Annotated in this window: 22 protein-coding genes and 1 riboswitch; of the genes, 7 read left to right on the top strand and 15 right to left on the bottom strand. The window is 37.5% G+C overall.

Annotation, left to right across the window (positions count from 1 at the left end; translation table 11 throughout):
• Nucleotides 1–482 precede the first annotated feature (482 nt).
• Nucleotides 483–1,556, top strand: coding sequence for a 6-phosphofructokinase (locus tag KQI71_RS02130; protein ID WP_216433634.1), 1,074 nt, complete (start codon nucleotides 483–485; stop codon nucleotides 1,554–1,556).
• Between the two features lie 58 nt (nucleotides 1,557–1,614).
• On the opposite strand, the gene KQI71_RS02125 is transcribed toward KQI71_RS02130, so the two are convergent.
• Entirely contained in the window at nucleotides 1,615–2,301 is a 687-nt protein-coding gene (locus KQI71_RS02125) for a DMT family transporter (RefSeq protein ID WP_216433632.1), read from the bottom strand.
• A 153-nt stretch (nucleotides 2,302–2,454) separates the two neighbouring features.
• Here KQI71_RS02125 and KQI71_RS02120 point away from each other — a divergent pair, with 153 nt between their 5' ends.
• From KQI71_RS02120 to KQI71_RS02110, 3 genes are all read left to right on the top strand, one after another.
• Nucleotides 2,455–2,898, top strand: a complete 444-nt coding sequence (locus KQI71_RS02120) for a MarR family winged helix-turn-helix transcriptional regulator (protein WP_216433631.1) — start codon at nucleotides 2,455–2,457, stop codon at nucleotides 2,896–2,898.
• A 25-nt stretch (nucleotides 2,899–2,923) separates the two neighbouring features.
• Nucleotides 2,924–4,255, top strand: a complete 1,332-nt coding sequence (locus KQI71_RS02115; RefSeq protein ID WP_216433629.1) for an MATE family efflux transporter — start codon at nucleotides 2,924–2,926, stop codon at nucleotides 4,253–4,255.
• A gap of 79 nt (nucleotides 4,256–4,334) precedes the next feature.
• Nucleotides 4,335–4,865: a class I SAM-dependent methyltransferase gene (locus KQI71_RS02110; protein WP_216433626.1), complete on the top strand. Its 531-nt coding sequence runs from the start codon at nucleotides 4,335–4,337 to the stop codon at nucleotides 4,863–4,865.
• Nucleotides 4,866–4,894: 29 nt separating this feature from the next.
• On the opposite strand, the gene spoIIR is transcribed toward KQI71_RS02110, so the two are convergent.
• The 7 genes from spoIIR to KQI71_RS02075 form a co-directional block, all read right to left on the bottom strand.
• Nucleotides 4,895–5,482, bottom strand: coding sequence for a stage II sporulation protein R (gene spoIIR, locus KQI71_RS02105; RefSeq protein ID WP_216433624.1), 588 nt, complete (start codon nucleotides 5,480–5,482; stop codon nucleotides 4,895–4,897).
• Between the two features lie 63 nt (nucleotides 5,483–5,545).
• Nucleotides 5,546–7,054: a Na+/H+ antiporter NhaC family protein gene (locus KQI71_RS02100; protein WP_216433622.1), complete on the bottom strand. Its 1,509-nt coding sequence runs from the start codon at nucleotides 7,052–7,054 to the stop codon at nucleotides 5,546–5,548.
• A 91-nt stretch (nucleotides 7,055–7,145) separates the two neighbouring features.
• Nucleotides 7,146–8,282: an NAD(P)/FAD-dependent oxidoreductase gene (locus tag KQI71_RS02095; RefSeq protein ID WP_216433620.1), complete on the bottom strand. Its 1,137-nt coding sequence runs from the start codon at nucleotides 8,280–8,282 to the stop codon at nucleotides 7,146–7,148.
• Nucleotides 8,282–8,608: a (2Fe-2S)-binding protein gene (locus KQI71_RS02090; RefSeq protein WP_216433618.1), complete on the bottom strand. Its 327-nt coding sequence runs from the start codon at nucleotides 8,606–8,608 to the stop codon at nucleotides 8,282–8,284. The genes KQI71_RS02095 and KQI71_RS02090 overlap by 1 nt, the downstream gene beginning before the upstream one ends.
• Nucleotides 8,609–8,621: 13 nt before the next feature.
• Nucleotides 8,622–10,190 carry an FAD-dependent oxidoreductase gene (locus KQI71_RS02085; protein ID WP_216433616.1) on the bottom strand — a complete coding sequence of 523 codons (1,569 nt, stop codon included), beginning with the start codon at nucleotides 10,188–10,190 and terminating at the stop codon, nucleotides 8,622–8,624.
• 19 nt (nucleotides 10,191–10,209) lie between these two features.
• The gene (locus KQI71_RS02080) at nucleotides 10,210–10,527 is read right to left on the bottom strand and encodes a (2Fe-2S)-binding protein (RefSeq protein ID WP_216433614.1); all 318 of its coding nucleotides are present in this window, start codon (nucleotides 10,525–10,527) and stop codon (nucleotides 10,210–10,212) included.
• A gap of 30 nt (nucleotides 10,528–10,557) precedes the next feature.
• A complete protein-coding gene (locus tag KQI71_RS02075; protein ID WP_216433612.1) occupies nucleotides 10,558–11,709 on the bottom strand; it encodes a tyramine oxidase subunit B in 1,152 nt (383 codons plus the stop codon).
• Nucleotides 11,710–11,899: 190 nt separating this feature from the next.
• Between KQI71_RS02075 and KQI71_RS02070 the strand changes: the two genes are divergently transcribed.
• From KQI71_RS02070 to pflB, 3 genes are all read left to right on the top strand, one after another.
• Nucleotides 11,900–12,724, top strand: coding sequence for a MerR family transcriptional regulator (locus KQI71_RS02070; protein WP_216433610.1), 825 nt, complete (start codon nucleotides 11,900–11,902; stop codon nucleotides 12,722–12,724).
• A gap of 73 nt (nucleotides 12,725–12,797) precedes the next feature.
• Nucleotides 12,798–12,882, top strand: a riboswitch (ZMP/ZTP riboswitch).
• A 176-nt stretch (nucleotides 12,883–13,058) separates the two neighbouring features.
• Nucleotides 13,059–13,778 carry a pyruvate formate-lyase-activating protein gene (gene pflA, locus KQI71_RS02065; RefSeq protein ID WP_216433609.1) on the top strand — a complete coding sequence of 240 codons (720 nt, stop codon included), beginning with the start codon at nucleotides 13,059–13,061 and terminating at the stop codon, nucleotides 13,776–13,778.
• On the top strand, nucleotides 13,771–15,999 hold the full coding sequence (gene pflB / locus KQI71_RS02060; RefSeq protein WP_216433607.1) for a formate C-acetyltransferase: 2,229 nt from the start codon (nucleotides 13,771–13,773) through the stop codon (nucleotides 15,997–15,999). Before pflA ends, pflB begins: the two co-directional genes overlap by 8 nt.
• Nucleotides 16,000–16,069: 70 nt before the next feature.
• Here the strand turns inward: pflB and KQI71_RS02055 are convergent, their stop codons facing one another.
• The 7 genes from KQI71_RS02055 to arcC form a co-directional block, all read right to left on the bottom strand.
• On the bottom strand, nucleotides 16,070–16,375 hold the full coding sequence (locus tag KQI71_RS02055; RefSeq protein WP_253287895.1) for a hypothetical protein: 306 nt from the start codon (nucleotides 16,373–16,375) through the stop codon (nucleotides 16,070–16,072).
• A gap of 97 nt (nucleotides 16,376–16,472) precedes the next feature.
• Nucleotides 16,473–17,204, bottom strand: coding sequence for a DeoR/GlpR family DNA-binding transcription regulator (locus KQI71_RS02050; protein ID WP_253287894.1), 732 nt, complete (start codon nucleotides 17,202–17,204; stop codon nucleotides 16,473–16,475).
• Between the two features lie 49 nt (nucleotides 17,205–17,253).
• The gene (locus KQI71_RS02045; protein WP_216433605.1) at nucleotides 17,254–18,261 is read right to left on the bottom strand and encodes a FadR/GntR family transcriptional regulator; all 1,008 of its coding nucleotides are present in this window, start codon (nucleotides 18,259–18,261) and stop codon (nucleotides 17,254–17,256) included.
• Nucleotide 18,262: 1 nt separating this feature from the next.
• Nucleotides 18,263–19,504, bottom strand: coding sequence for a M20 family metallo-hydrolase (locus tag KQI71_RS02040; protein ID WP_216433604.1), 1,242 nt, complete (start codon nucleotides 19,502–19,504; stop codon nucleotides 18,263–18,265).
• A gap of 1 nt (nucleotide 19,505) precedes the next feature.
• A complete protein-coding gene (locus KQI71_RS02035; RefSeq protein WP_216433602.1) occupies nucleotides 19,506–19,718 on the bottom strand; it encodes a hypothetical protein in 213 nt (70 codons plus the stop codon).
• A gap of 18 nt (nucleotides 19,719–19,736) precedes the next feature.
• Nucleotides 19,737–21,350 (bottom strand): L-lactate permease, encoded by a 1,614-nt coding sequence (locus KQI71_RS02030; protein ID WP_216433600.1) that lies wholly within the window; start codon nucleotides 21,348–21,350, stop codon nucleotides 19,737–19,739.
• Between the two features lie 19 nt (nucleotides 21,351–21,369).
• Nucleotides 21,370–22,305 (bottom strand): carbamate kinase, encoded by a 936-nt coding sequence (arcC, locus tag KQI71_RS02025; RefSeq protein WP_216433598.1) that lies wholly within the window; start codon nucleotides 22,303–22,305, stop codon nucleotides 21,370–21,372.
• Nucleotides 22,306–22,311 lie beyond the last annotated feature (6 nt).

Raw genomic sequence — 22,311 nt, 5'->3', positions numbered from 1 at the left:
ATCCCGTTAACGGAGGATACCGGCACAGCCTACTTCTTTCAGCCTGCAGCTTGGGAGTGATCTTCCTTCCTATTTTACTTGCATCCGGCTTCCACCATCCCGAACTCGCTCAAGCGTTCATCATAGAAGTACTGTCTCCTTCATTGCCTTTCTTCATATGGAATTATCTTACCACCATAGAGATGGATTCGTCAATATCGAAATGTAAGTTTTTATGCTATGATAACAATGCTTATGTTTTATTGATTTATTTTTGTTTATCAATATATCATCCATTTTCCAAAATATAGATACTATTTATAACCATGTGTACTTGTATCGTTTTTTATTTTTTAAAATTTTTTCACCCTTGTACCTCAAATATTTTTAGTTTCTTTGTAATTTTACACATTTTTAACTTTTTCTTAACCAAGTTTCCTATTATCTTACATGCTTTTATGCTAGAATATAATTTAGTTTATACGTTTTTTGGAGGTGCTATTTTGTTAAAAATCGGAATGCTGACAAGCGGTGGTGACTGTCAAGCTTTAAATGCAGCCATGCGCGGCGTGATCAAAGGATTACACACAAAAACAAATGATTTTGAAATCTATGGATTTCAAGATGGATATAAAGGTTTGATTTATGGAAATGTCAAACGTATGACACCAGATGATTTTTCTGGTATTCTTACCCGTGGTGGAACAATTCTTGGAACATCCAGACAGCCTTTTAAAAAGATGCGGATTCCCGATGAGAATGGTCTGGATAAAGTTGAAGCAATGAAGAGTAATTATCATAAGCTTAACCTTGACTGTCTTGTGATTCTTGGTGGAAATGGAACGCATAAAACAGCAAATCTTCTTCGTGAAGAAGGACTCAATGTTGTAACGCTTCCAAAAACGATTGATAATGATCTTTGGGGAACCGACATGACGTTTGGTTTTCAAAGTGCCGTTGATATCGCAACAGATACCATTGATCGAATTCATACGACAGCTTCTTCTCATAGCCGCGTTTTCATTATTGAAGTTATGGGCCATAAAGTAGGGCATGTTACCCTTCATGCAGGTATTGCCGGTGGAGCTGATATCATTCTGTTACCGGAAATTCCTTATGATATTAATAAAGTTACAGAAGTAATTGAAAAACGTTCAGCTGCCGGGAAAAAATTTACAATCCTTGCAGTGGCAGAAGGTGCAATTTCTAAAGAAGATGCAAAACTGAAAAAGAAAAAATATAAAGCAAAACTAGCTGAAAGAAGATTTCCTTCTGTTGCCTATCAAATTGCTTCCGAAATTGAACAGAAATTAGATAAAGAAGTTCGTGTTACCGTTCCCGGTCATACACAACGCGGTGGTTCTCCATGTGCATATGACAGAGTAATTGCGACAAGAGTTGGAGCCGCTGCTGCAGAATTGATTTTAAATAAAGAATACGGCTACATGATTGCTATTCGGAATGGTGAAACACAAAAAGTGCCGCTTTCTGAAGTTGCTGGCAAACTAAAATACGTAGATCCAGAATGTAAGATGATCCAGGAAGCAAAAACCATTGGCATTAGTTTTGGTGATTAGAAATTCATTTTAATGATAAAAACCACTGAACAGACAAAAAGTCTGTTCAGTGGTTTTTTTATCGATCTAGTACAGTCAGAGCTGTCACTCCTCCAACAATACAAACAATTCCCATAATATCCATTGCTCCAAATACATCTCCAAGAACCATTACGGAAAGAATAGTAGATACCAGCGGTTCCACACATCCGAGCATACTTCCCTGTACAGGCCCAAGCATGGAAATTCCTCGCAGATAACAACAAAACGCCACGATGGTTCCTACCACTACAACACCTGTCGTCATCAGAATGGTCATTCCATCCCAGTGCCCAGGTACTTCCCAAACTTTTGTAAATGGAGCCACCATAATTCCACCAAGCAACATCCCCCATCCAGTAATTTCCATGGTTCCATATTCTATCATCAGTTTTCCTGGCTGTATACTATAAATAGCAAATGCCACTGCAGAAAATAATCCCCAAAATAATGCCTGATCTGTAATTGCAAGGTTATGCACATTTCCATGTGTCGCAAGAAGAAAAACTCCACAAATAACTGCAATCAATACAATCATTTCTATCACTTTGGGAATTCTCTTTTCAACAAATATACAAAAAAACATAATGAATACCGGTGCGGAATACTGAAGAACTGTTGCTGTCATATTTTTTATATTGAATAAATATTTTCCCATAACACCAGACATTCCCCAGCAAGATCCTCCTATAATAGTGAAACACATTCCTTTGATCTTCTGATTCATTTCCGTACACCTCATCTTTTTTCTTTTGCTGGCTATACTATATCTATAGGATACTCTTTTTGTCAAGTTTTTCCTTTTCTTGACACAAGTATGAAATCGGACTAAAATATACCTTATGATTTTTAAGTATGAAATCGGACTAAGGAGGTTTTTATGAAATTTAAACAGAATCGTGATATGAAAGAATTTGATCGACTTTATCGAGAGGAAGAAGGCATTTATCATAAAATTGCGCTCTCACTTCATCTAACGAATACTGCTTTTCTTATTTTATATTGCATGATGGAACTAGAAGATGGATGCCTTCAAAAAGATGTCTGTGAAATGTATCAATTAAGTAAACAGACAGTCAATTCTTCAGTAAAATCTCTTGAGAAAAAAGGATTTTTAACAAGAAAGCCTGGAAAAGGACGGGATATGCATCTATATTTTACAGAATATGGATTACATTTTACAGAACAAAACATCGGACCCGTTTTTGAAATGGAAAATGCTACATTTTCTGGAATGTCTGAAGAAGAAAAAGCACAACTACTTTATCTTACAAGAAAACGAGTTCAACTTTTAAAGGAAAACATGCAAAAATTTTTAAAATAATATAATAATAGAAAGGATTTTATTTATGAAAATTCAATTATCTGATCATTTTACTTACCGGCGCTTGATCCGGTTTATTTTTCCTTCCATTATTATGATGATCTGTACTTCTCTATATAGTATCATCGATGGACTTTTTGTTTCCAATTATGTTGGAAAAACTGCATTTGCAGCTGTCAATCTAATTCTCCCAGTCGCTATAGGTGTTGCTGCTCTTGGCTTTATGATTGGTTCTGGAGGAAGCGCGATTGTTGCAAAAGCGCTTGGAGAAAAGAAACAAAAAGTTGCAAGAGAATATTTTTCCATGCTTATTTTCATTGCTCTTGGCTTTAGCATCGCTATTTCAATCGTTGGTTTTTTCTCTGTGCAAAAAATTTGTATGGCTCTTGGAGCATCTGGACAGCTATTGGAATATAGTTCTGCCTATGGACGTATTATGTTTATCTCACAGCCTTGCTTTATGATGCAGACAATTTTTTATAATTTTTTTATTGTCGCAGAAAAACCATCTTATGCTCTTCGTCTTTCTCTGATTTCTGGATTTTTAAATGTACTTTTTGACTATATTTTTATTGTTGTTTTTGGATTTGGAATTCAGGGAGCTGCCATTGCAACAGCCATTGGAGAATACGTTGGTGGAATTGTCCCATTGATTTATTTTGCACGAGAAAACTCTACTCCGTTAAAATTTGTAAAGCCTGTTTTTCGACCAAGAGTTCTTTTGCAAACTTGCTTTAATGGTTCTTCTGAGTTAATGACAAATGCATCTTCTTCCATTGTAAACATGCTTTATAACCATCAACTGATGAATCTTGCTGGAGAAAATGGCGTTGCCGCCTATGGAGTCATCATGTATTCGAATTTTATTTTTAATGCAATCTATCTTGGTTATTCCATGGGAAGTGCTCCAATTACAAGTTATCATTATGGTGCCGGAAATCACAAGGAATTGCATAATATTTTAAAGAAAAGCTTAACACTGATCGCAATCACTGGTATTTTTTTAACTCTTCTATCTGAATTTTTCGCCCATCCTTTGATCCATATTTTTGTAGGATATGATGCACAATTATTTGCCATGACACTACACGGTTTCCGTATTTATGCCATCTGTTATCTGATTAATGGATTTAATATCTGGGGATCTGCATTTTTTACAGCTTTAAGCAATGGCTTAGTATCAGGTATTATTGCCTTCCTGCGTACACTGCTGTTTCAGGTTGGCGCCATCATGCTTTTACCAGTTTTCTTTGGAATCAACGGAATTTGGTCTGGAGTTGGATGTGCCGAACTTCTGACATTGATTGTCACGATTTTTTTCCTAATTCGCAAGCGACATCAATATCATTACGTATAAAAAGTCCATACTGGACGAGTTTCTTTCAATATTGTATAATCTTTTACAAGCTGTCAAAACGTGAAAGGAGTTTCTTAATATGAAAGATTCTTTGAGAAATGAGATGTTAAAGAAAATATGTGTCCGTGATGGGGATAAAATCCTGGATGTTGGATGTGGAGATGGTACTTTTCTTACAGAACTAACACAGTGGCGTGAAGCCGAAGGTTATGGTACGGATCCATCCGCTGACAATGTTCAAAAAGCTCTTGCAAATCATCCGGAATTGCATATTGAAAAAGGAGACTGTGATCTTCTTGATTTTGATGATAATATGTTTCGCATCATTACTGTATGTGATGACTTTCATACATTTAAGGATCCAGAAAAATTTATTAGAGAAGCAACTCGTGTTCTGGCTCCAGGTGGAAGACTTTATATCGGAGAAGTAGCCCTTCCAGAGGTCTTACGAATCATAGCAAATATTCCAACTTATCTAATTTCCTCAAGAAAAAGTAAGTTTCATTCTACTTATGAAATACTAAACTATTTCAAACTAGCAGGACTTACAAAATTTCGTGTTTTTACAAAAAAAAGGCTTTTGCTCGTTTCCGCAAAAAAGCCTCTTTAATCGTATAAGGAGATGACATCCGTCATCTCCTATTTTATCATCCAGCCAAGGTAATGATTCTTACGAATTTCTTCCACAGTTTTTTCTCCAAGCAGTTGTTTCAATTTCTGTTCCGCTTTTTGATTGATGGTTACTTTTTCATTTTTTGTAATACAAAGATCTGGAAACATGACACACCACCAATTATGCCCCTTGGCTTTTCCAATATCCACACGGATCGCATCATAAATTCCTTCTGGGAATATATAATTTGCGTATTGTTTTCTCGGAAATTTTTCTGTGGTAAAATGCACCTGAACTTTTCTACTGTTCCCTATTATTTTTTTAGATACTTTTTGTATTTCCTGCTGCTTATTTTTTAAAACTTGCATCGCTTGTTTTTTTGTATTTGCCTGTTCCATGTATGGACTAATATAATCAATAACCGCATCTCTTACTTTTAATTTCTGCTGCTGATCATATACACTATCACTATTGGCGCGAATATGAAAACGAACAACATTTTCCTTTAAATCCTCCTTTACTTTAACAGATGCCCTAAGAATACCCACACATAAAAATAAAGCAATAAAAAATATTAAAAAAATGAGAACCTTTCTATGATATTTCTTTTTCATAGTAAAAGAATTCCCGTTTTTTCTTTTTTTATTACAGGTATCATATGAATTTCTTTTTGCTTATCAAACAAAAAGAAATCCTGCGATAAGAAATAGAATTCCTGTGATTAGCGCTGATATGATAAAGTATGGTTGACAAACAATATATTGTTCATATACTTTGACTCGACATGATCTTGCAGAAATAATCCCAAGATCTGATACAACACAGGCATTTGCACCAAATAAGGAAGCTGAAATGAGTGCCCCAAGACAAAGCGGCACATTGGCCCCTACATGTGGCAGCACTACAAGAAGTACCGGAATAGCAATCTGATACAAAGTGTAATTTAAACTATAAAGATACTCTGTGCAGCTGAAAAATGCAAAAATCAAAAATGGAATTAAACTTGCAAATGGGATAGCCCCACAAACTGTCTCTACAAAAGATTCCATTCCCATCGTATACATGACTTCCTGTATGCTGTAACCAAGCATCAAAATAATGACCATATCCGACATATCCAGGAAACCATCTACAATGCATTGTACATATTCACTAATTGTCATGATGCCCTGGCAAATAAATAATAGTCCTGTTACAATTGTTGCAATTCCAAAGGCAAGATAACAGTTTAATCCAGTTGCAATTAATGCTACGACAATAACAATAATTGGAAGAATGAGATTTAAAATACTTACATTTTTCTTCCTTGGATCAGTATCATCAAAATCTTCTTCCTCTTTTTCTGAACCATCTTCCAAAGCTCCCATCTGAATTCCCTGTTCTGCCATTTCATAAGCTCTTTTCATCTGTCCAATCTTTGGAAAAATTCCAAGAGCAAATAACAAAGCTACGATACATGCGACAATCGCATAAAACATAAATGGGATCGTATGAAGGAAAATATTCGTCGCCTGCGCTCTCCCATGAACATTTTTTGCAGCAGCAATCTGATAGATAACAAAATATCCCCACGCACCAAATGGAAGCATATCTGAAATACAAATGCTAAAGGTTCGGATAACATAAGCAAGTGCCAAACGTGGTTTTTTAATAGCATCAATCAATGGTGAAAAGGAAGCTCCCGCCGTTAAAACGGAAACATAATCATCGATGGAAGTTGCCCCTGCATAAATTCCAGATGCTGCCAAAATCATTTTTTCATTTTTTCCAAAACGAGAAGTTACAAAATCTGCAAAGGCTTTTGTACTTCCACTTCGTTTTAACGCAATGATGATACCTCCGCACAGAAAGAATGACATATACATTTCGATATTTTCCTTATCTGCCAGCACACTTTCCAGATCATTGAAGAATCCTCCAACAGCGCCAAACTTATACCATAAAATATACATAGAAAATGTTCCAAGAACAAGGCTGCTCATTACATCTTTTGTCACCAGCGCATAGACAAACAGACCTGCAAGCGGAGCTAAAATTAGAATTGTTCCATTTACAAGTCCTTTGGGCAAACAGAAAAAAATGACATTTAAAATTAGATAAAATGTCCATAGTTTTACCATTTTTGCATCAATATGTTTTGGATTCAATCCATAGATCATTCGTTTTAAAATATTCTTGCTATTCATAAGAAGCCCTCTCCCTTCTCTTAAAAAATAGAAGAAAAAGAGCCAAAGATACCTTGATTTCTGACATCCTTGCCTCTTTTTCTATTTCTTCTTATCGATCACTCTTGAATCTATCATACCGCAATGCGCTGATATCTACAACTGTATCTTCTCCTTCTACCATTTGAGAGAGCATTAAACCAACTGCTGGTGCTGTTCCAAATCCATGTCCTGTAAATCCACAGGCAAGAATTAATCCTGGCACTTCGTCCACAGGACTGATGACTGGAACACCATCAATACAAAGGTCCAACCATCCACCCCAGCTTCTTACTACTTTTGCATCTTTTAATGCTGGAATATAACCCATAATAGCACGACATCCAGCAGACATTGTCAGAGAAGAAGTAGAAAGATCTTCTATTGGCTTATCGATTGCTTCTTCCAATCCACATTCAGATCCAAAAACAAAAGAGCCATGTGTGGACTGATGTCCATAAAAGTCTGCATCTGCAGTTCCAAGCATCTGATCAAACATATGTGGCTGCATTTCTGTTACAAGTGCTTCCTCAAAGTATTTTGTCATTGGAATATCGATTCCAACCGTTCTTGCGATTTCTCGACTTTCATATCCTGCAACAAGAATAATTGTTTCTCCTTCAAATACTGTTCCGTCTTCTACTACAACCTGTCTTGCTTTTCCTTTTATCTTTTTAATTTCTTTTACTGGTGCTCCTTTTACAAAAGAAACTCCAAGTTCTACCGCTCTTTTATAATAAGCAAGGGTTGTCATTAACGGATTAGCATGCCCATCCGTTGGACACCAACTCGCACCTATGATTTCATCAGAAAGATACGGGTTAATCTCTTTTACTTCTTTTCCATCAATCATACGCACATCCAAACCAACAGACTGTGCGTTTGTTGCTAATTTATTCAGTTTCTTTAAATGTTCTTCTGTTTTTCCTAAACGAAGGTTTCCCTTTTGACAATATTCGACATCTACACCAAGCTCTTCAGATAATGTCGGCCACTGATGTTGAATGGCATACATTGCGTATGGAAGTTCTCTTATATCACGACCTGACTGACGAACACCTCCACCATTTCGGCTAGAACCTCCATGTCCAATACTATCCGAAGCTTCCAGTACAATTACATCTTTGATTCCACGTTTTGCAAGATAATAGGCTGCGGCACATCCGTTGACACCACCACCAATAATAATAACTTCTGCTGTTGTCTTCATTATTTGTCACCTCCATCTCTTCCCAGGATTTCCATTTCAATCGGACGCATCGGCGCTCTAGAAGTTGCTGGTTCTACCTGTGCAGGAGAAACATGGAGTTCTCTTGCAACAATTCCTTTCACCAGTTTCCCACAAGTCTGTCCCTGGCAAAGACCCATTCCTGTTCTTAAAAATCTTCGGATTTCTTCTATTGTAAACATTCCTGCATGAACTGCCTGTCTGATTTCGCCTTTGGTTACCTCCTCGCATCGGCACACCAGCATATCATCATCCGGCTGCGGCACGAATTCACCAATTTCTTTTAATTTATCATCTACATTAATCATTCTCTTTTCCCTCCTATGCCTTGTAAAAACGTGCTTTCATAGCCATATCTTTTGGTACTTTTACAGTAAGAAGATTCGTATGATCAAATGCTTTGGAAGTCTTTACTCCAAGAACTTCTGCATCACATACATAAGAACCACTTCGATCCAATGCCTTTCCTTTATCTCCTGCCTTTGGAAGCGGTAAAAATTCATAAGGCATTGTAATTGTTGCATAATCCTCTTCATAGGTTTCATCAACCAGGAAAATGGCCTGACCAGAACATGAAGCAACACACATACCACATCCGATACATTGTTTTGTTGTATCTACAACTGGAAGTGATGTAATATTATCTCCAATGGTAATACATCCTTTTGGACATGCATCCTGACAAGGATTACATGGTATATTTTGTGTACATTCCATTACCGGATGAACACCAATCGTATGGGTAACTCCCGGATATTTTTCAATTTCGTCATCAGATACATAACCTTTTTTTAGAAGATTCATGGAAATATCAATTCCTTCTTCTGTCTTTGTTAACATTTTTCCTCTATTTTTCGGAGCAAACATTCCCTGACGCAGACTATCTAATGCTCCTTCCAATTCTTTACATTTTTGATCTCGTTCCTCTTCTTTTAAATATCCAAGAGAAGCTGCAATAGAAACTCCTGCCATTCTGCCTTCAATCATTGCTGAACTTGCTTCTTCAATGCTTGATACATCACCTGCCGCAAAAACACCAGCAACCGAAGTTTCACCAAACTCATCGCATTCTGGAATGTATCCGCCTGGTGTATCTTTCATTTTGCATCCAGCCTGTTTTAACAATTGTGACATTGGAGATAACCCAACAGCAACACAAATCGTATCAACATCAAAATGTTTTTCCGTACCAGGAATAAACTGAAATTTATCGTCAACCTGCGCAATTGTCACGCCTTCCACTTCCTCTTCTCCTTCAGCTTCCATAATTGTATGAGAAAGATAAAAAGGGACTCCACATCTAGATACTTTGGCTGCATGGACACCATAACCACCAACGCGAGGTGCAGCATCTACAAGCGCAACAACATCACATCCAGCCTGCAAAAGCTGGAAACTTACAACAAGTCCTACATTACCGGTACCAAGCATAAGAATTCTCTCACCTGGCTTAATATGATGAAGATTCATCATGGTCTGAGCAGCTCCTGCTCCAATGACTCCTGGTTTTGTCCATCCTTTAAATGTAACCATATTTTCACTTGCACCAGTTGATACAAGAACAGAATCTCCTTTAAAATGTTTGATTTCATCTCCAATTTTTACGGTTACTTCTTTTTCTTCATATAACCCGACAACCGTTGCATTTAAGACAACTTCCACACCATATTTTTCGGCTTCAGCAAGAAGTTCTTCCCCAATCTTAAATCCACGAATCTTTGCTTTATGTTCTTTTGATCCAAAGAACTTATGAATCTGTTTAAATAACTGTCCTCCCGGTTTTGCATTTTCATCAAAAACAACAGGTTTCATTCCACATTTTGCAGCCTCAATTGCAGCAGATAATCCTGCAGGTCCAGCTCCAATTACTATCAAATCATATCGTTTCATTGCTTCTTCCTCTCCTTTCCTACTGTTCCTCTTTTGCAGTCACTCCATACTGTGTCTGTACTGTCATTCCTTCTTCCAAAGGAGTAATGCATGTACGCACATTAGGCTTTCCATTTACAATCATAACGCAGTCGGTACATCTTCCAATCGCACAAAAAACACCTCTTGGTTCATGCCTTTTTTTTGTATAACGATGCACCATGACTCCAGCAGCTCTTAAAGCAACTGCAATTGGTTCTCCCTCGAGTCCTTCCAACGTTTTTCCATCATATGTAAAAGTTACTATTTTCTTTTCTGGGCTTTCTCCTAAAATTGGATGTTCCATAATTCTGTCCATATTTTTTCCCTCCGTATTCTTTCTTCTATTCTAAAATGCTACCGGTTCATCCCAAAGATTTAACATTGTTCCAATGCCTTCTTTCTTCGCTTTCTGATAACATTCATATCCCCACGCTACATCTTGTATTGGCATTCCCTCAATCGATACAAGGAAAATTTCATCCAGATTCTTACGACCTTCACTCTTTCCATTGATCACGTCTGCAAGATTGGTCACATCTTTACGATTGATTTTTCCATCTCTTTGTAAGAAGACCAGATCCTCTCCAACGGTTCCCATATGTTTACGATCTCCATTATCCAGATACTCATCTCCATCTTCATTGGCATAATCAACATACATTTGCCAATTATCTACAACCTTACGGAAGGACATCTCATCTTCCCAAGTAAGATTCAATCCATTTGTAGAAATAACAACAGCTCCAGGTTTCAACCATTCTTTCTTTAATACTGGCCAGTGATCCGGCATAACCGATGCTGCTTCACAAATAATATCTGCATCCTTCACAGCATCCTTTACCTCTCCACATATTTCAATTGTTTTAATTTGTGGAAAATGTTCCTCAATAAATTTCTTCATTTTCTGTGCCGTCTTTGACTGCGGTGTACTTCCAACCATTTTTACTGTATGAATGGTTGGAAATTTTGCAACAAAGGCTCTCATACAAGCTCGATTGATAACCCCTGGTCCAATCAGTGCTACAGTATCACTATCTTTTCTTGCAAAATATTTTGCGGCCAGACCAGGCATTGCTCCAGTTCTCATAGAACTTAACAAATTTGCTGACATGTAACAAAGTGGTGCACCTGTTTCTACGTCATTTAAAGTTGCCATCAAAATAGATCTCGGATAACCTCTTTTTCTGTTTCTTCCATTTGAACCATACCACTTCTGGCCTGCAATATGAAAACGACCTCCAAGATATGCCGGCATCGCAATAAATCGTCGATCAGCAGAATCATTGATCGGAAAATCATCAATATCAGATTCATCTGGAAATTCCAGCATCAATCCATGTGCATTATGATCCGGACCTCCCATCAGATAGTCGCCTTTTCCAAGCAAGGATACAACTTCTTCCATTGTATCCACACATCTTCCAGCATCTAAAACACCTGCTTTGATCATGTCCTGTTCATTCAAATATAAAAAATCAATTCTTGAATCATTACTCATTGCATCTCTTCTCCTCTCCGATCTTTTGTTATCCTTTCAATGCAAAAGAGGCGCCATGCCATTTCTGACAAAAGCGCCTCTTTGCTCTTTTTTCTTCTTTTCTATTTGCTCACATTATAAACTCTGGTATAATACTAGGGTCAATAGTTTTTTGAAAATTTTTTGCATTTATTTTAAGAAAGGAACTTTTATGGATTCAAAAGAATACTTTCGGATAGGAGAATTATCCCATTTATACAATATCGGGCTGGATTCCATCCGTTATTATGAAAAAATGGGAGTTTTAAAACCAGTTCGTGATCCTCATAATAATTATCGTCTCTATTCCCTCAAAGATATCCGGAAAATGACAACAATCCGAGAACTTTTAGACCTAAATTTTTCAATGGAACAGATTCGGGATTTTGAAAATCATCGAGATCTTAATCATTCTTTTCATCTTTTAGAAGAAGAACTTGATGTCATCAATGAATCAATTAAAAAACTTATAAAAACAAAACAGAGTATTCAAACAAGACTCTCTTCCATACGGCATGCACTCCTCCTTCAAAAGCAAAAAGGAATTCGTATTGCTCATTTTCCAGAACGTTACTGCATCATGATCAGTGATACCAACCTTCCCGATGCTTATGTGGATTATGCAATTATCAAATATACAAAAAATCATCCGGAATCTTCTATCAACACGATTGGTTCCTGCGACTGTTACACTTTAGATCTTGCAAACAGCAACCCAAAATCTACACTTTATCGGACGAAAAATGTATTTTACTATTCAGAAGGTTTAAAAGGACAACATAACTATGTTCTTCCGGAAGGGACTTACCTTTGTGTAACCTATACTGGATCTTATGATTATACAAAAAAATGGGTTCCAAAAATGTTAGATTATGCGAAAAAACATGATATGGAAGTTCTTTCTGATCCAATGGAATTTTGCTATGTCAATGAATATGAAACAGCCAATGAAAATGAGTACATTACCGATGTTCAAATTCAGGTATCTTCCACATAATTTTATTTTACGTTTTTTGTATACTTGCATTTTTTACTTGACGAACCTTACCTTTCTGTAGTATCTTGTTGCTACAAGGTCATACGACTGACGGAATCGTGGAATTAACCACAAGGAACTATGATCATTTACAAAAGCCGACCGTCTGGGCAATTTGCCTGGAGGTGCGGCTTTTTTTATTATCCTGATAACAAAACAGGACAATAAAAAAAGCTGCGAAGATGTACAAGCTTATCTGTCATTTTAATCTCCATTAAAAATCTCGATTTTTTATCTTCACAACCTCCAGGCAATCTTTTCATCGATAACGTCACACTATGAAAGGAGGCAGCTTATGACGCTTGGCCACATCCATTCTATGGAATCTATGGGACTCGTCGACGGACCTGGCATCCGCACCGTTATATTTTTTCAAGGATGCGCGCTCCGCTGCAAATTTTGTCACAATCCGGACACATGGGATTTTTCATGTGGAGAACTGACAAAACCAGAAGAACTCGTCAAAAAAATATGCCGCTTTAAACCGTATTTCAAAAATGGCGGAGGTGTCACCTTCTCCGGTGGAGAACCCTTAATGCAACCAGACTTTCTTTTTGAAGTACTCAAACTTTGTAAAGCAGAAGGTATTCATACATGCATTGATACCGCAGGTTATGGCATGGGAAATTATGATGAGATTCTTTCTTATACAGACCTGGTCTTACTGGATATTAAACATATCAATCCAACAAATTATCAGGAAATAACTGGTCAGTCCATAGATCGATTCAACCAGTTTCTCAAAGCATTAAATAAACATCAGACCCCTATTTGGATTCGCCATGTAGTCATACCAGGAATCACGGATCATCCGATTCACATAAAACAACTAAAAGACTATATCAACAACATCTCAAACGTACAGAAAGTAGAATTACTCCCATATCACTTACTAGGAGTCAACAAATATAAAACCATGAAACTTTCTTATCCACTTAGCAATATACCTGCCATGGATAAAGATAAAACAGCAAAACTACAGCAAAAATTTTTTGGAGGATATGATTATGTTTAACGAATGGAATGGATTTAATGGAGGAAAATGGGAAAAAGAAATCAACGTCAGAGATTTCATCCAAAAGAATTATAAATTATACGAAGGCGATGATTCTTTCTTAGCCGGACCTACAGACAAAACAAAGGCTGTCTGGGGAAAGTGTGAAGAATTATTATTGGAAGAAATGAAAAAAGGAATTCTCGATGTAGAAACGGATATCATTTCCGGTGTTACAAACTTTGCCCCTGGGTACATTGACAAAGAAAATGAAATCATTGTCGGTCTCCAAACAGATGCTCCTCTCAAACGTATGGTAAATTTATACGGTGGAAAACGTATGGCCAAAAGTTCTCTTGAGCAATATGGTTATAAATTAAACGAAGAAATCGATCGCCACTTTCATGAATACAGAAAAACTCATAATGAAGGTGTTTTTGATGCCTATCCAGAGCGTACAAGAAAAGCGCGTCATGCCGGACTTTTGACTGGTCTTCCGGATGCATATGGACGTGGACGTATTATCGGAGACTATCGTCGTGTCGCATTATATGGAATTGACTATCTTATAGCAGATAAGAAAAAAGATCTTTCTGAACTTGATGGACCAATGACAGAAGATCGTATCCGCTTAAGAGAAGAGGTATCTGAACAAATTCGCGCCTTACAGGCGATCAAAGAAATGGCTGCTTCTTACAATATTGATCTTTCAAAACCTGCCGCAAACGCAAGAGAAGCCGTACAAGCAACTTATATGGCATATCTTGCCGGCGTAAAAGAAAATAATGGAGCTGCGACTTCCCTTGGACGTACCTCCACATTCCTTGATATTTATATCGAAAGAGACTTACAAAATGCTACATTAACAGAAGCCGAAGCCCAAGAACTTATTGATCAGTTCATTATTAAGCTGCGTCTTGTTCGCCATTTAAGGACACCAGAATACAATGAATTATTCGGTGGCGATCCAACATGGGTAACCGAATCTATCGGTGGCATTAGTGTCAACGGAAAACCTCTTGTTACAAAAAATTCTTTCCGTTATCTGCACACTCTTTATAATCTTGGGACAGCACCAGAGCCAAACCTTACGATTTTATGGTCCGAAAAACTGCCTGCAAACTTTAAACGCTTCTGTTCTAAAGTTTCTATTGATACAGATTCTATTCAATACGAAAATGATGATGTGATGCGTCCTGTTTATGGAGATGACTATGCGATTGCGTGCTGTGTATCTGCAATGAAGGTTGGAAAACAAACGCAGCTATTTGGAGCAAGATGCAATCTTGCCAAATCTCTTCTATATGCAATTAATGGTGGAATTGATGAACGATATGGCACGGAAATTGTCCCTGGAATCGAACCAATAACTGACGAAATTCTTGACTTTGATAAAGTTATGGAAAATTATAAAAAAGTAATGGCCTATGTCGCAGAATTATATGTAGATACTGTTAATATTATCCATTACATGCATGATAAATACGCTTATGAGGCAAGCCAGTTTGCTCTTCATGACACAAATCTCGAGCGAATTGCCGCTTATGGAATCGCTGGACTTTCTATTGCCGCTGATTCTTTATCCGCTATCCGCTATGCAAAAGTAAGACCAATCCGCAATGAACAAGGCATTGCTACAGATTTTGAAACGATTGGAGACTTCCCGAAATATGGAAATGATGATGATCGCGCAGATGATATTGCTGTCAATATCGTTACTTATTTCTCTGATGAATTAAAAAAACATCCAGTTTATCGAAATGCCATCCATACATTATCTGCATTGACAATTACATCCAATGTTATGTATGGAAAGAAAACCGGAACAACACCAGACGGAAGAAAACTTGGAGAGCCATTGGCTCCAGGAGCAAATCCAATGCATGGACGAGATAAAAATGGAGCACTTGCTTCTCTAAATTCTGTAGCAAAAATTCCTTATCGCGATGTCTGCCAGGATGGTGTATCAAACACTTTCTCTATTGTCCCAGATGCTCTCGGAAAGAATCAGACACAAAGAGAAACAAATCTGACAACAATCTTAGACGGCTATTTTATTCAGGGTGCTCATCACCTAAATGTAAATGTCTTGAAGCGCGAAACATTAGTTGACGCAATGGATCATCCAGAAAAATATCCAACCCTCACAATCCGTGTTTCTGGATATGCAGTAAACTTTAACCGCCTATCTAGAGAGCAACAAGAAGAGGTTGTAAGCAGAACCTTCCATCAAAGTATGTAAAAGATTTCTTCTATAATATATAGAAGAAAAAATCCTGTTTTACAGGATTTTACGCCTGCGGCAGATCGCTTCAGCGACAAATTTCCCCTCTGCCGCAGTTGCGATCTTGCCCGGAAGGCTTTTTTATTTCACAGAGGATTTTATCGAAATTTCCTATGAAAGGACAAAGCATTGTATTTGTACCTTGTACATATGGATTACATAATTCCATATATCCCGGATTGATGCAGATGGTTGCGCATTCAAGCTTTACTCCATCTTTTGTTAAATCTATAATTTCTTCTGGCGTAAATTCTGGTTTTAATACGGAGTAGTCAATGTAACTTGCTAATTCTTTTAAATTCATATCAGCGGCTTTTTTTGTTAATGTTTTCATTCTCATTTTTGATAACAATATTTATTTTTGTTTGTTTTTTACTATTTTATATAAAAATTCCCTTGCGGTCATAAGACCACAAGGGAAGGATGAATTATTATTCAAAATTTTCTAAAATAAAATTGTCTGGAAGTTCTTCGTGGCGAATCACAGGATCTTCATTACAAATGATTGCATCAAAATCTTTACTTTCAATAAAACTGTAAAATCCTTTTACATATAATTTTGAAGAATCCATAAGTAAAAACTTTTTCACAGATAATTTCATAGCTTTTTCTTTAACCGCCATCGTATCCATTTCTGCTGTATAAATGAGACCCCGTTCCAAGTCCACGCCAGCACAGCTGATAAAAGTATAATCAAAATTGAATTTTTCTACACCACTTAGTGTAATCGGCCCCACCGACATACTGTACTCCGGAATATACTTTCCTCCAATGATAAATAATTCTGATTCTCCATCTTCAAATGTATTCGCAACCAAAAGACTATGCGTTACAACTTTAATTTTTTTCCCTTTTAAATATTTGATCATTGGCACAATACTAGTCCCACCATCAAGAAAAATGCAATCTCCTTCCTTGACAAAAGAAGCTGCCTTTTTTGCAACTGCCTCTTTTTCTTTATAGTGTTCCGTACGTTCTTTCATTTTCTTTTCATCCTGTGCAGACAGGATTGTTTTGTGTTTGATGCTTTTGGCACCTCCATGAACTCGAATTAGTTGTCCCTGATTTTCTAATTCCTCACAGTCTCTTCGAATGGTTGTCTCCGTAACTTTAAGGATTTTAGCTAATTCTTTTGTATGAGCAATCCCCCGCTCATTGACCATCTAAACAATTTTTTCAAATCTTTGACTTGCTATCATCGCTTTATAACTCCTACTCTTTAATATCGTATCGCATAATAGAGCGTTCCATATGTTCTTCCATCGCTTTTGCTGCAAGATCACTATCATGAGCTATAATAAATCCATAAACCCTCTGATGTTCTTCATAAATATCATGTAACTGACTTTCTTCCACCATACCGGTTCCACTGACATATTTCATTAGATTTCGAATGGTCTGAAGCATACTAAAGATCACAGGATTTCCACTGCATTCTGCAATACAACCATGAAATTCAAGATCTCCTTTTAAAAATTCCTCATAGTCTTCCTGAATATAGGCTTTATGCATACGATGAGATATTTCATGCAAACGATTTAACTTGTCAGGATCATCCTGTTTTGCAGCCAACTGTGCTGCCTTTACTTCAAGTACATTTCGTACCTCGATAATACTGTCCACCTGACTTCCATTTAAAAACATTGACCATGATAATGGAATGACAAAGAAATTATTTTCATTATTGCTAATATACATTCCTTGACCGGGGCGAATATCAATCATTCCAAGTACTTCCAGAACTTTCAACGCCTCTCTAACCGCAGATCTTCCAAGACTTAACTTAGCTGCCAGTTCTCGATCCGATTCAATTTTATCACCTTTTTTTAATTTTTTATCAAAAATCTGCTCTGCAAAATACATTGTCAACCGATTTAGATTCTGATTGATACTTCCCTTTTTCATGCCACTTCGTTCTCTTGTCATCGCTTGTTTATCCTGTGGAACAAGGAGATCCATTTTTTCAACAAACTGTTCCGGCGGAATCATGAAATAAGTTGGATCAATTCCAAGCTGATCTGATACCGACAACACAACCTCATTGAGCCGTTCTCCTCCTTTTGATTCCAAATTTGATAAGGTTGGAACGCTCATAAGTGCTTTCCCATCTTCATCACAAAGGTAAGTTTTAATAAAATCTTTCTGTGTCAGTCCAAGAAATCTTCTTAAGAATCTGATATTCTCTCTCTGATATTTTATATCTGCGGTTTTTCCATCCATTCTATTCCCTCGTTATTTCCGTAAGCAATCCCACCATTACCTGTGTTGCTTTCGCAAGATCGCTGTATTTCGTAAATTCTTCCATGCAATGACTTCTTCCGTCTTTGCTTGGGACAAAAATCATCGCTGTTGGCAACACCTGTCCAATTTCCAGAGAATCATGCCCTGCTCCACTTGGAAGATATTTGTAAGTATAATGCAGTTCTTTACACTTTTCTTCCATAATTTCAAGAATCTCATGATCCAATTCTACTGGTGTGATTACAAGTTTTGTTTCCATATTAAAACTTCCGCCAATTTCTTCCGTCTCTCTTTCAAGTGCATGACGAATGCGATTTGCAATGTCGTTTATATTATCGTTGTTTTTTGAGCGAATGTCTACTGTAAATTCTACTTTTTCAGCTACAATATTAACTCCGCCTGGAATTGTATGAATCAATCCTACGGTTGCAACGGTTCCATCAGCCTTTTCTCTTGCCCAATCTGGAATTTTGGAAATTACTTTTGTTGCAGCTTCTACTGCATCCTTTCTCATATCCATCGGCGTCGTTCCTGCATGATCTGATCTTCCTTCTACTGTAATCATATAACGCTGGATTCCTACGATATGATCTACCAATCCAATTTCAATTTCTTCTGCATCAAGAACTGGACCCTGTTCAATATGAAGTTCTACAAATTTTCCAATGCTTCCTTCTTTCCATTTTGCTTCTTCAATTCTTTCTGGAATCAGTCCATAAGATTTCATTGCATCATAGATAGAAATGTCGTCTTTATCTTTAAACTGTTTGCAGTAATCAAGATCACGATGTCCAAGCATTGCTCCAGAACCAAAGTATCCATTTCCAAAACGCATTCCTTCTTCATCACAAAATCCTGCAACAACAAAACTACAATGTGGTTTGATTCCCTGTTCCTGAAGTTGTCTTGCCGCCTCAATGGCACAGATGATTCCTGCGATTCCGTCATAATCTCCGCCATTATAAACAGAGTCATAATGAGATCCCATCATCACACATGGAAGGGATGGATCTTCCCCATATAAAATTCCAAATACATTTCCTGCAGTATCCTCTTTCACTTCCAGTCCTGCTTCTTCCATCAATTTTTTCAAGAAATCCACTGCTTCTCTAGCTTCCTTTGTAAAAGGAAGTCTTGTACAGCCTTTCCCTGGTGTAGATGTAAATCTCTTTAAATATTCCAAGTCTCTTGCAATTCTTCCTGTCATCTGTTCTACTGCCATCTTATCTTTCCTTTCCATTGTTCTGTGCTGATTTTCTTTTAAATGTATCATAAGGAGCATAAAGCATTGCACCCGCGATCATTACAAATCCTACACTACATAGCATCGTATTTTGTTCCTTCAGTCCAATCAAAATGATCACAAAAGCTGCCATAATCACAAGAAATGCTTTTGTCATAGCTCCTGCTCTCGTTTTCCAGAATTTCGTTTCCATACCATTTTCCATCCTTCCTTAGATCAAGACAAGAAATACCATCGTAAAAACACCAATCAGGAGCGTCATCGTAACTGAAATTGGAAGAATTCTTTTCAATGCCTCTCCCTCACTTCCAAGAATATTGGCAGTTGTTGTACCAAGGATGATATTACTTGGACTAATGGAACTTCCTACCGAAGCACCTGCTGTCTGAGCTCCAAGCAATGCGGAAGCTTTAACACCTAACATACTTGCTGTTGTCATCTGGAAATTTCCAAATAAAATATTGGAACTCATATTACTTCCTGTCATAAAGGAACCAATCATTCCAACGATTGGTGCAAGTACCACATATCCTTTGCCAAGAACCTGAGAAATTCCCTGAGCTAAAACCAATGTTTGTCCAGTTCCTCCCATAATTTTTGACATAATAATCAAACCAATGACTGCAATACCAGAAGGCATTGTCATTGATACCGAACGAATAAAAATTGCTTTCGTTCCTTCTTTCGAAATCCATCCACATTTTCGATAGTAAATCAAACCAAGAATCGAAGAAATAAACAAAAACATGCTGGCATGAGTGAATGGAGAAAAGGAAGAATATCCTTTCACTGCCGCATTTACAAACCCATAACCTGTTTTTGTCTCTGGAAAAGAAAAACCAAATTTCAAACTTCCAAGAATTGCATTGATTGGTTCACAAAGTAATACAATCAATGTAATCACTGCCAGAAGGATATATGGCACAAAAGCCTGTACAAGCGTCATTCCTTCTGGTACATTGCTTTCTTCTTCCTTTATTTCTTTTCTTATCATAATCGGGCTGTCCGAAAGTTTCCATGGTTCTTTATACCAGCTTGTTCTTCCAAGTAAAAAAATGGCAACCATTCCTCCACAGGCCGGTACAAAACAAGCAAGTGTTGTATTAAACTGGCTTAACAGAAGTTCTCCTCCGCCCTGGATCAATGATAAAATAACCACAGCTGGAAGGCCTTTTTTTATTCCTCTTCCTTTTCCATAGAACCAACAAATAACAAGACCAATCACAAGGTTCCATATCCACAAAAAACTGCCTGCGACAAATGCTGTACGAAAATATTCTGCTGATCCTACATGAATTCCTGCAGACATGGCAAGTGAATCCCATGCTGCTGCCAGTGTTCCAAATGTATTTCCCCATGATTGTCCAAGAAGTGGAATGATAACTGCCCAAAGAGGACTTACTCCGATTCCAATCAGTAACGGTGCACCAACTGCAACCGGCACACCAAATCCGGTAATTCCTTGAAGAAAACTTTCAATAATCCATCCCATTGCAAGAATCATTAAAAGTTCATTCGGTAAAAGCTCTCCCATTCCTTTTCGAATAACCGAAAAAGCATTTGCTTCTTCTGCAACCTGGTACATTAAAATCGCTGTCCAAACAATCACAAGAATGACTAGTGCATTCCAAATTCCTTTTGCGCTCTCTGACGCAAGCAGAGTGATATTTGCTTTATAAAATACAACACCTGTAATAACTGTGATCATCAGCCCGACAGGTGCTGCTTCCGTAGCTCCCCACTGAAACTTAATCATCAGCACCAAAAGTACAATGATCGGAAGCAGTGCAATGAGCCACATAAATAAATTCATTGGTATCTGCATCATTTTCTCCTCTATACTACTATTGATGAATCCTTGTTCCTGTTTTTCCCTGGATTCCTTCTGACGCTTTTTCAAGAAGAGTAATCAATGTCTCTCTTCCTTTTCCGGAGTCTGCAAATGCAACCGCTGCCTGTATTTTCGGAAGCATCGATCCCGCTGGAAATTCTCCTTCTTCCATATAATGCCTAGCTTGTTCAACTGACATATCGGAAAGCCATTCCTGATCTTCTTTTCCAAAATGGATAGCAACTTTCTCAACCGCAGTCAAAATAATTAGATAATCTGCATCAATCTGACATGCAAGAAGGCTGCTGACACGGTCTTTGTCAATAACTGCATTGACCCCTTCCAATTTTCCGTCATGATTTATGACCGGAATTCCTCCACCGCCACATGTAATCACAATATGACCTGCATGAACCAATGTCCGAATCGTTTCCAGTTCTCGAATTCTCTTTGGCTCTGGAGAGGCTACCACTTCACGGTAACCTCTTCCAGAATCTTCTATGCAGACAACGCCACTTTTTTCACGTTCGTTGGCTTCTTCCTTTGTCATAAATCTTCCAATTGGCTTCGTTGGTTGATCAAAAGCCGGATCTTTTGGATCTACTTCCACCTGAGACAGAATTGTTGAGACCTTAATATCAAGATTTCTCTTATACAGCTCATACTTAATCGCATTTTGTAGATCAATTCCGATATATCCCTGGCTCATAGCTACACTGGTTGGAAGCGGTGTCGGTCCATAATCCTTGTGCTGGTATACATACTCATCCATTGCATCCTGAATCATGCCGACCTGCGGTCCGTTTCCATGAGTTACAATCATATCCAACCCTTGCTGGGCTAAATTAACGATTACTTTTGCTGTCTTTGCAACCGCTTTTCTTTGTTCTGTCACACCTTTCCCCAGAGCATTTCCTCCAAGGGCTATTACTACTTTCTTTCTTTCCATTGAAAC

Source organism: Anaerostipes sp. MSJ-23 (assembly GCF_018918155.1).
GTDB lineage: Bacteria > Bacillota > Clostridia > Lachnospirales > Lachnospiraceae > Anaerostipes.
This window is presented reverse-complemented; position numbering and strand designations above follow the sequence as displayed.

Coding starts and splice junctions, on each gene's coding strand:
- KQI71_RS02125 (WP_216433632.1), bottom strand. CDS start 2,301: ATGAATCAGAAGATCAAAGGAATGTGTTTCACTATTATAGGAGGATCT.
- KQI71_RS02120 (WP_216433631.1), top strand. CDS start 2,455: ATGAAATTTAAACAGAATCGTGATATGAAAGAATTTGATCGACTTTAT.
- KQI71_RS02115 (WP_216433629.1), top strand. CDS start 2,924: ATGAAAATTCAATTATCTGATCATTTTACTTACCGGCGCTTGATCCGG.
- KQI71_RS02110 (WP_216433626.1), top strand. CDS start 4,335: ATGAAAGATTCTTTGAGAAATGAGATGTTAAAGAAAATATGTGTCCGT.
- spoIIR (WP_216433624.1), bottom strand. CDS start 5,482: ATGAAAAAGAAATATCATAGAAAGGTTCTCATTTTTTTAATATTTTTT.
- KQI71_RS02100 (WP_216433622.1), bottom strand. CDS start 7,054: ATGAATAGCAAGAATATTTTAAAACGAATGATCTATGGATTGAATCCA.
- KQI71_RS02095 (WP_216433620.1), bottom strand. CDS start 8,282: ATGAAGACAACAGCAGAAGTTATTATTATTGGTGGTGGTGTCAACGGA.
- KQI71_RS02090 (WP_216433618.1), bottom strand. CDS start 8,608: ATGATTAATGTAGATGATAAATTAAAAGAAATTGGTGAATTCGTGCCG.
- KQI71_RS02085 (WP_216433616.1), bottom strand. CDS start 10,190: ATGAAACGATATGATTTGATAGTAATTGGAGCTGGACCTGCAGGATTA.
- KQI71_RS02080 (WP_216433614.1), bottom strand. CDS start 10,527: ATGGACAGAATTATGGAACATCCAATTTTAGGAGAAAGCCCAGAAAAG.
- KQI71_RS02075 (WP_216433612.1), bottom strand. CDS start 11,709: ATGAGTAATGATTCAAGAATTGATTTTTTATATTTGAATGAACAGGAC.
- KQI71_RS02070 (WP_216433610.1), top strand. CDS start 11,900: ATGGATTCAAAAGAATACTTTCGGATAGGAGAATTATCCCATTTATAC.
- pflA (WP_216433609.1), top strand. CDS start 13,059: ATGACGCTTGGCCACATCCATTCTATGGAATCTATGGGACTCGTCGAC.
- pflB (WP_216433607.1), top strand. CDS start 13,771: ATGTTTAACGAATGGAATGGATTTAATGGAGGAAAATGGGAAAAAGAA.
- KQI71_RS02055 (WP_253287895.1), bottom strand. CDS start 16,375: ATGAAAACATTAACAAAAAAAGCCGCTGATATGAATTTAAAAGAATTA.
- KQI71_RS02050 (WP_253287894.1), bottom strand. CDS start 17,204: ATGGTCAATGAGCGGGGGATTGCTCATACAAAAGAATTAGCTAAAATC.
- KQI71_RS02045 (WP_216433605.1), bottom strand. CDS start 18,261: ATGGATGGAAAAACCGCAGATATAAAATATCAGAGAGAGAATATCAGA.
- KQI71_RS02040 (WP_216433604.1), bottom strand. CDS start 19,504: ATGGCAGTAGAACAGATGACAGGAAGAATTGCAAGAGACTTGGAATAT.
- KQI71_RS02035 (WP_216433602.1), bottom strand. CDS start 19,718: ATGGAAACGAAATTCTGGAAAACGAGAGCAGGAGCTATGACAAAAGCA.
- KQI71_RS02030 (WP_216433600.1), bottom strand. CDS start 21,350: ATGCAGATACCAATGAATTTATTTATGTGGCTCATTGCACTGCTTCCG.
- arcC (WP_216433598.1), bottom strand. CDS start 22,305: ATGGAAAGAAAGAAAGTAGTAATAGCCCTTGGAGGAAATGCTCTGGGG.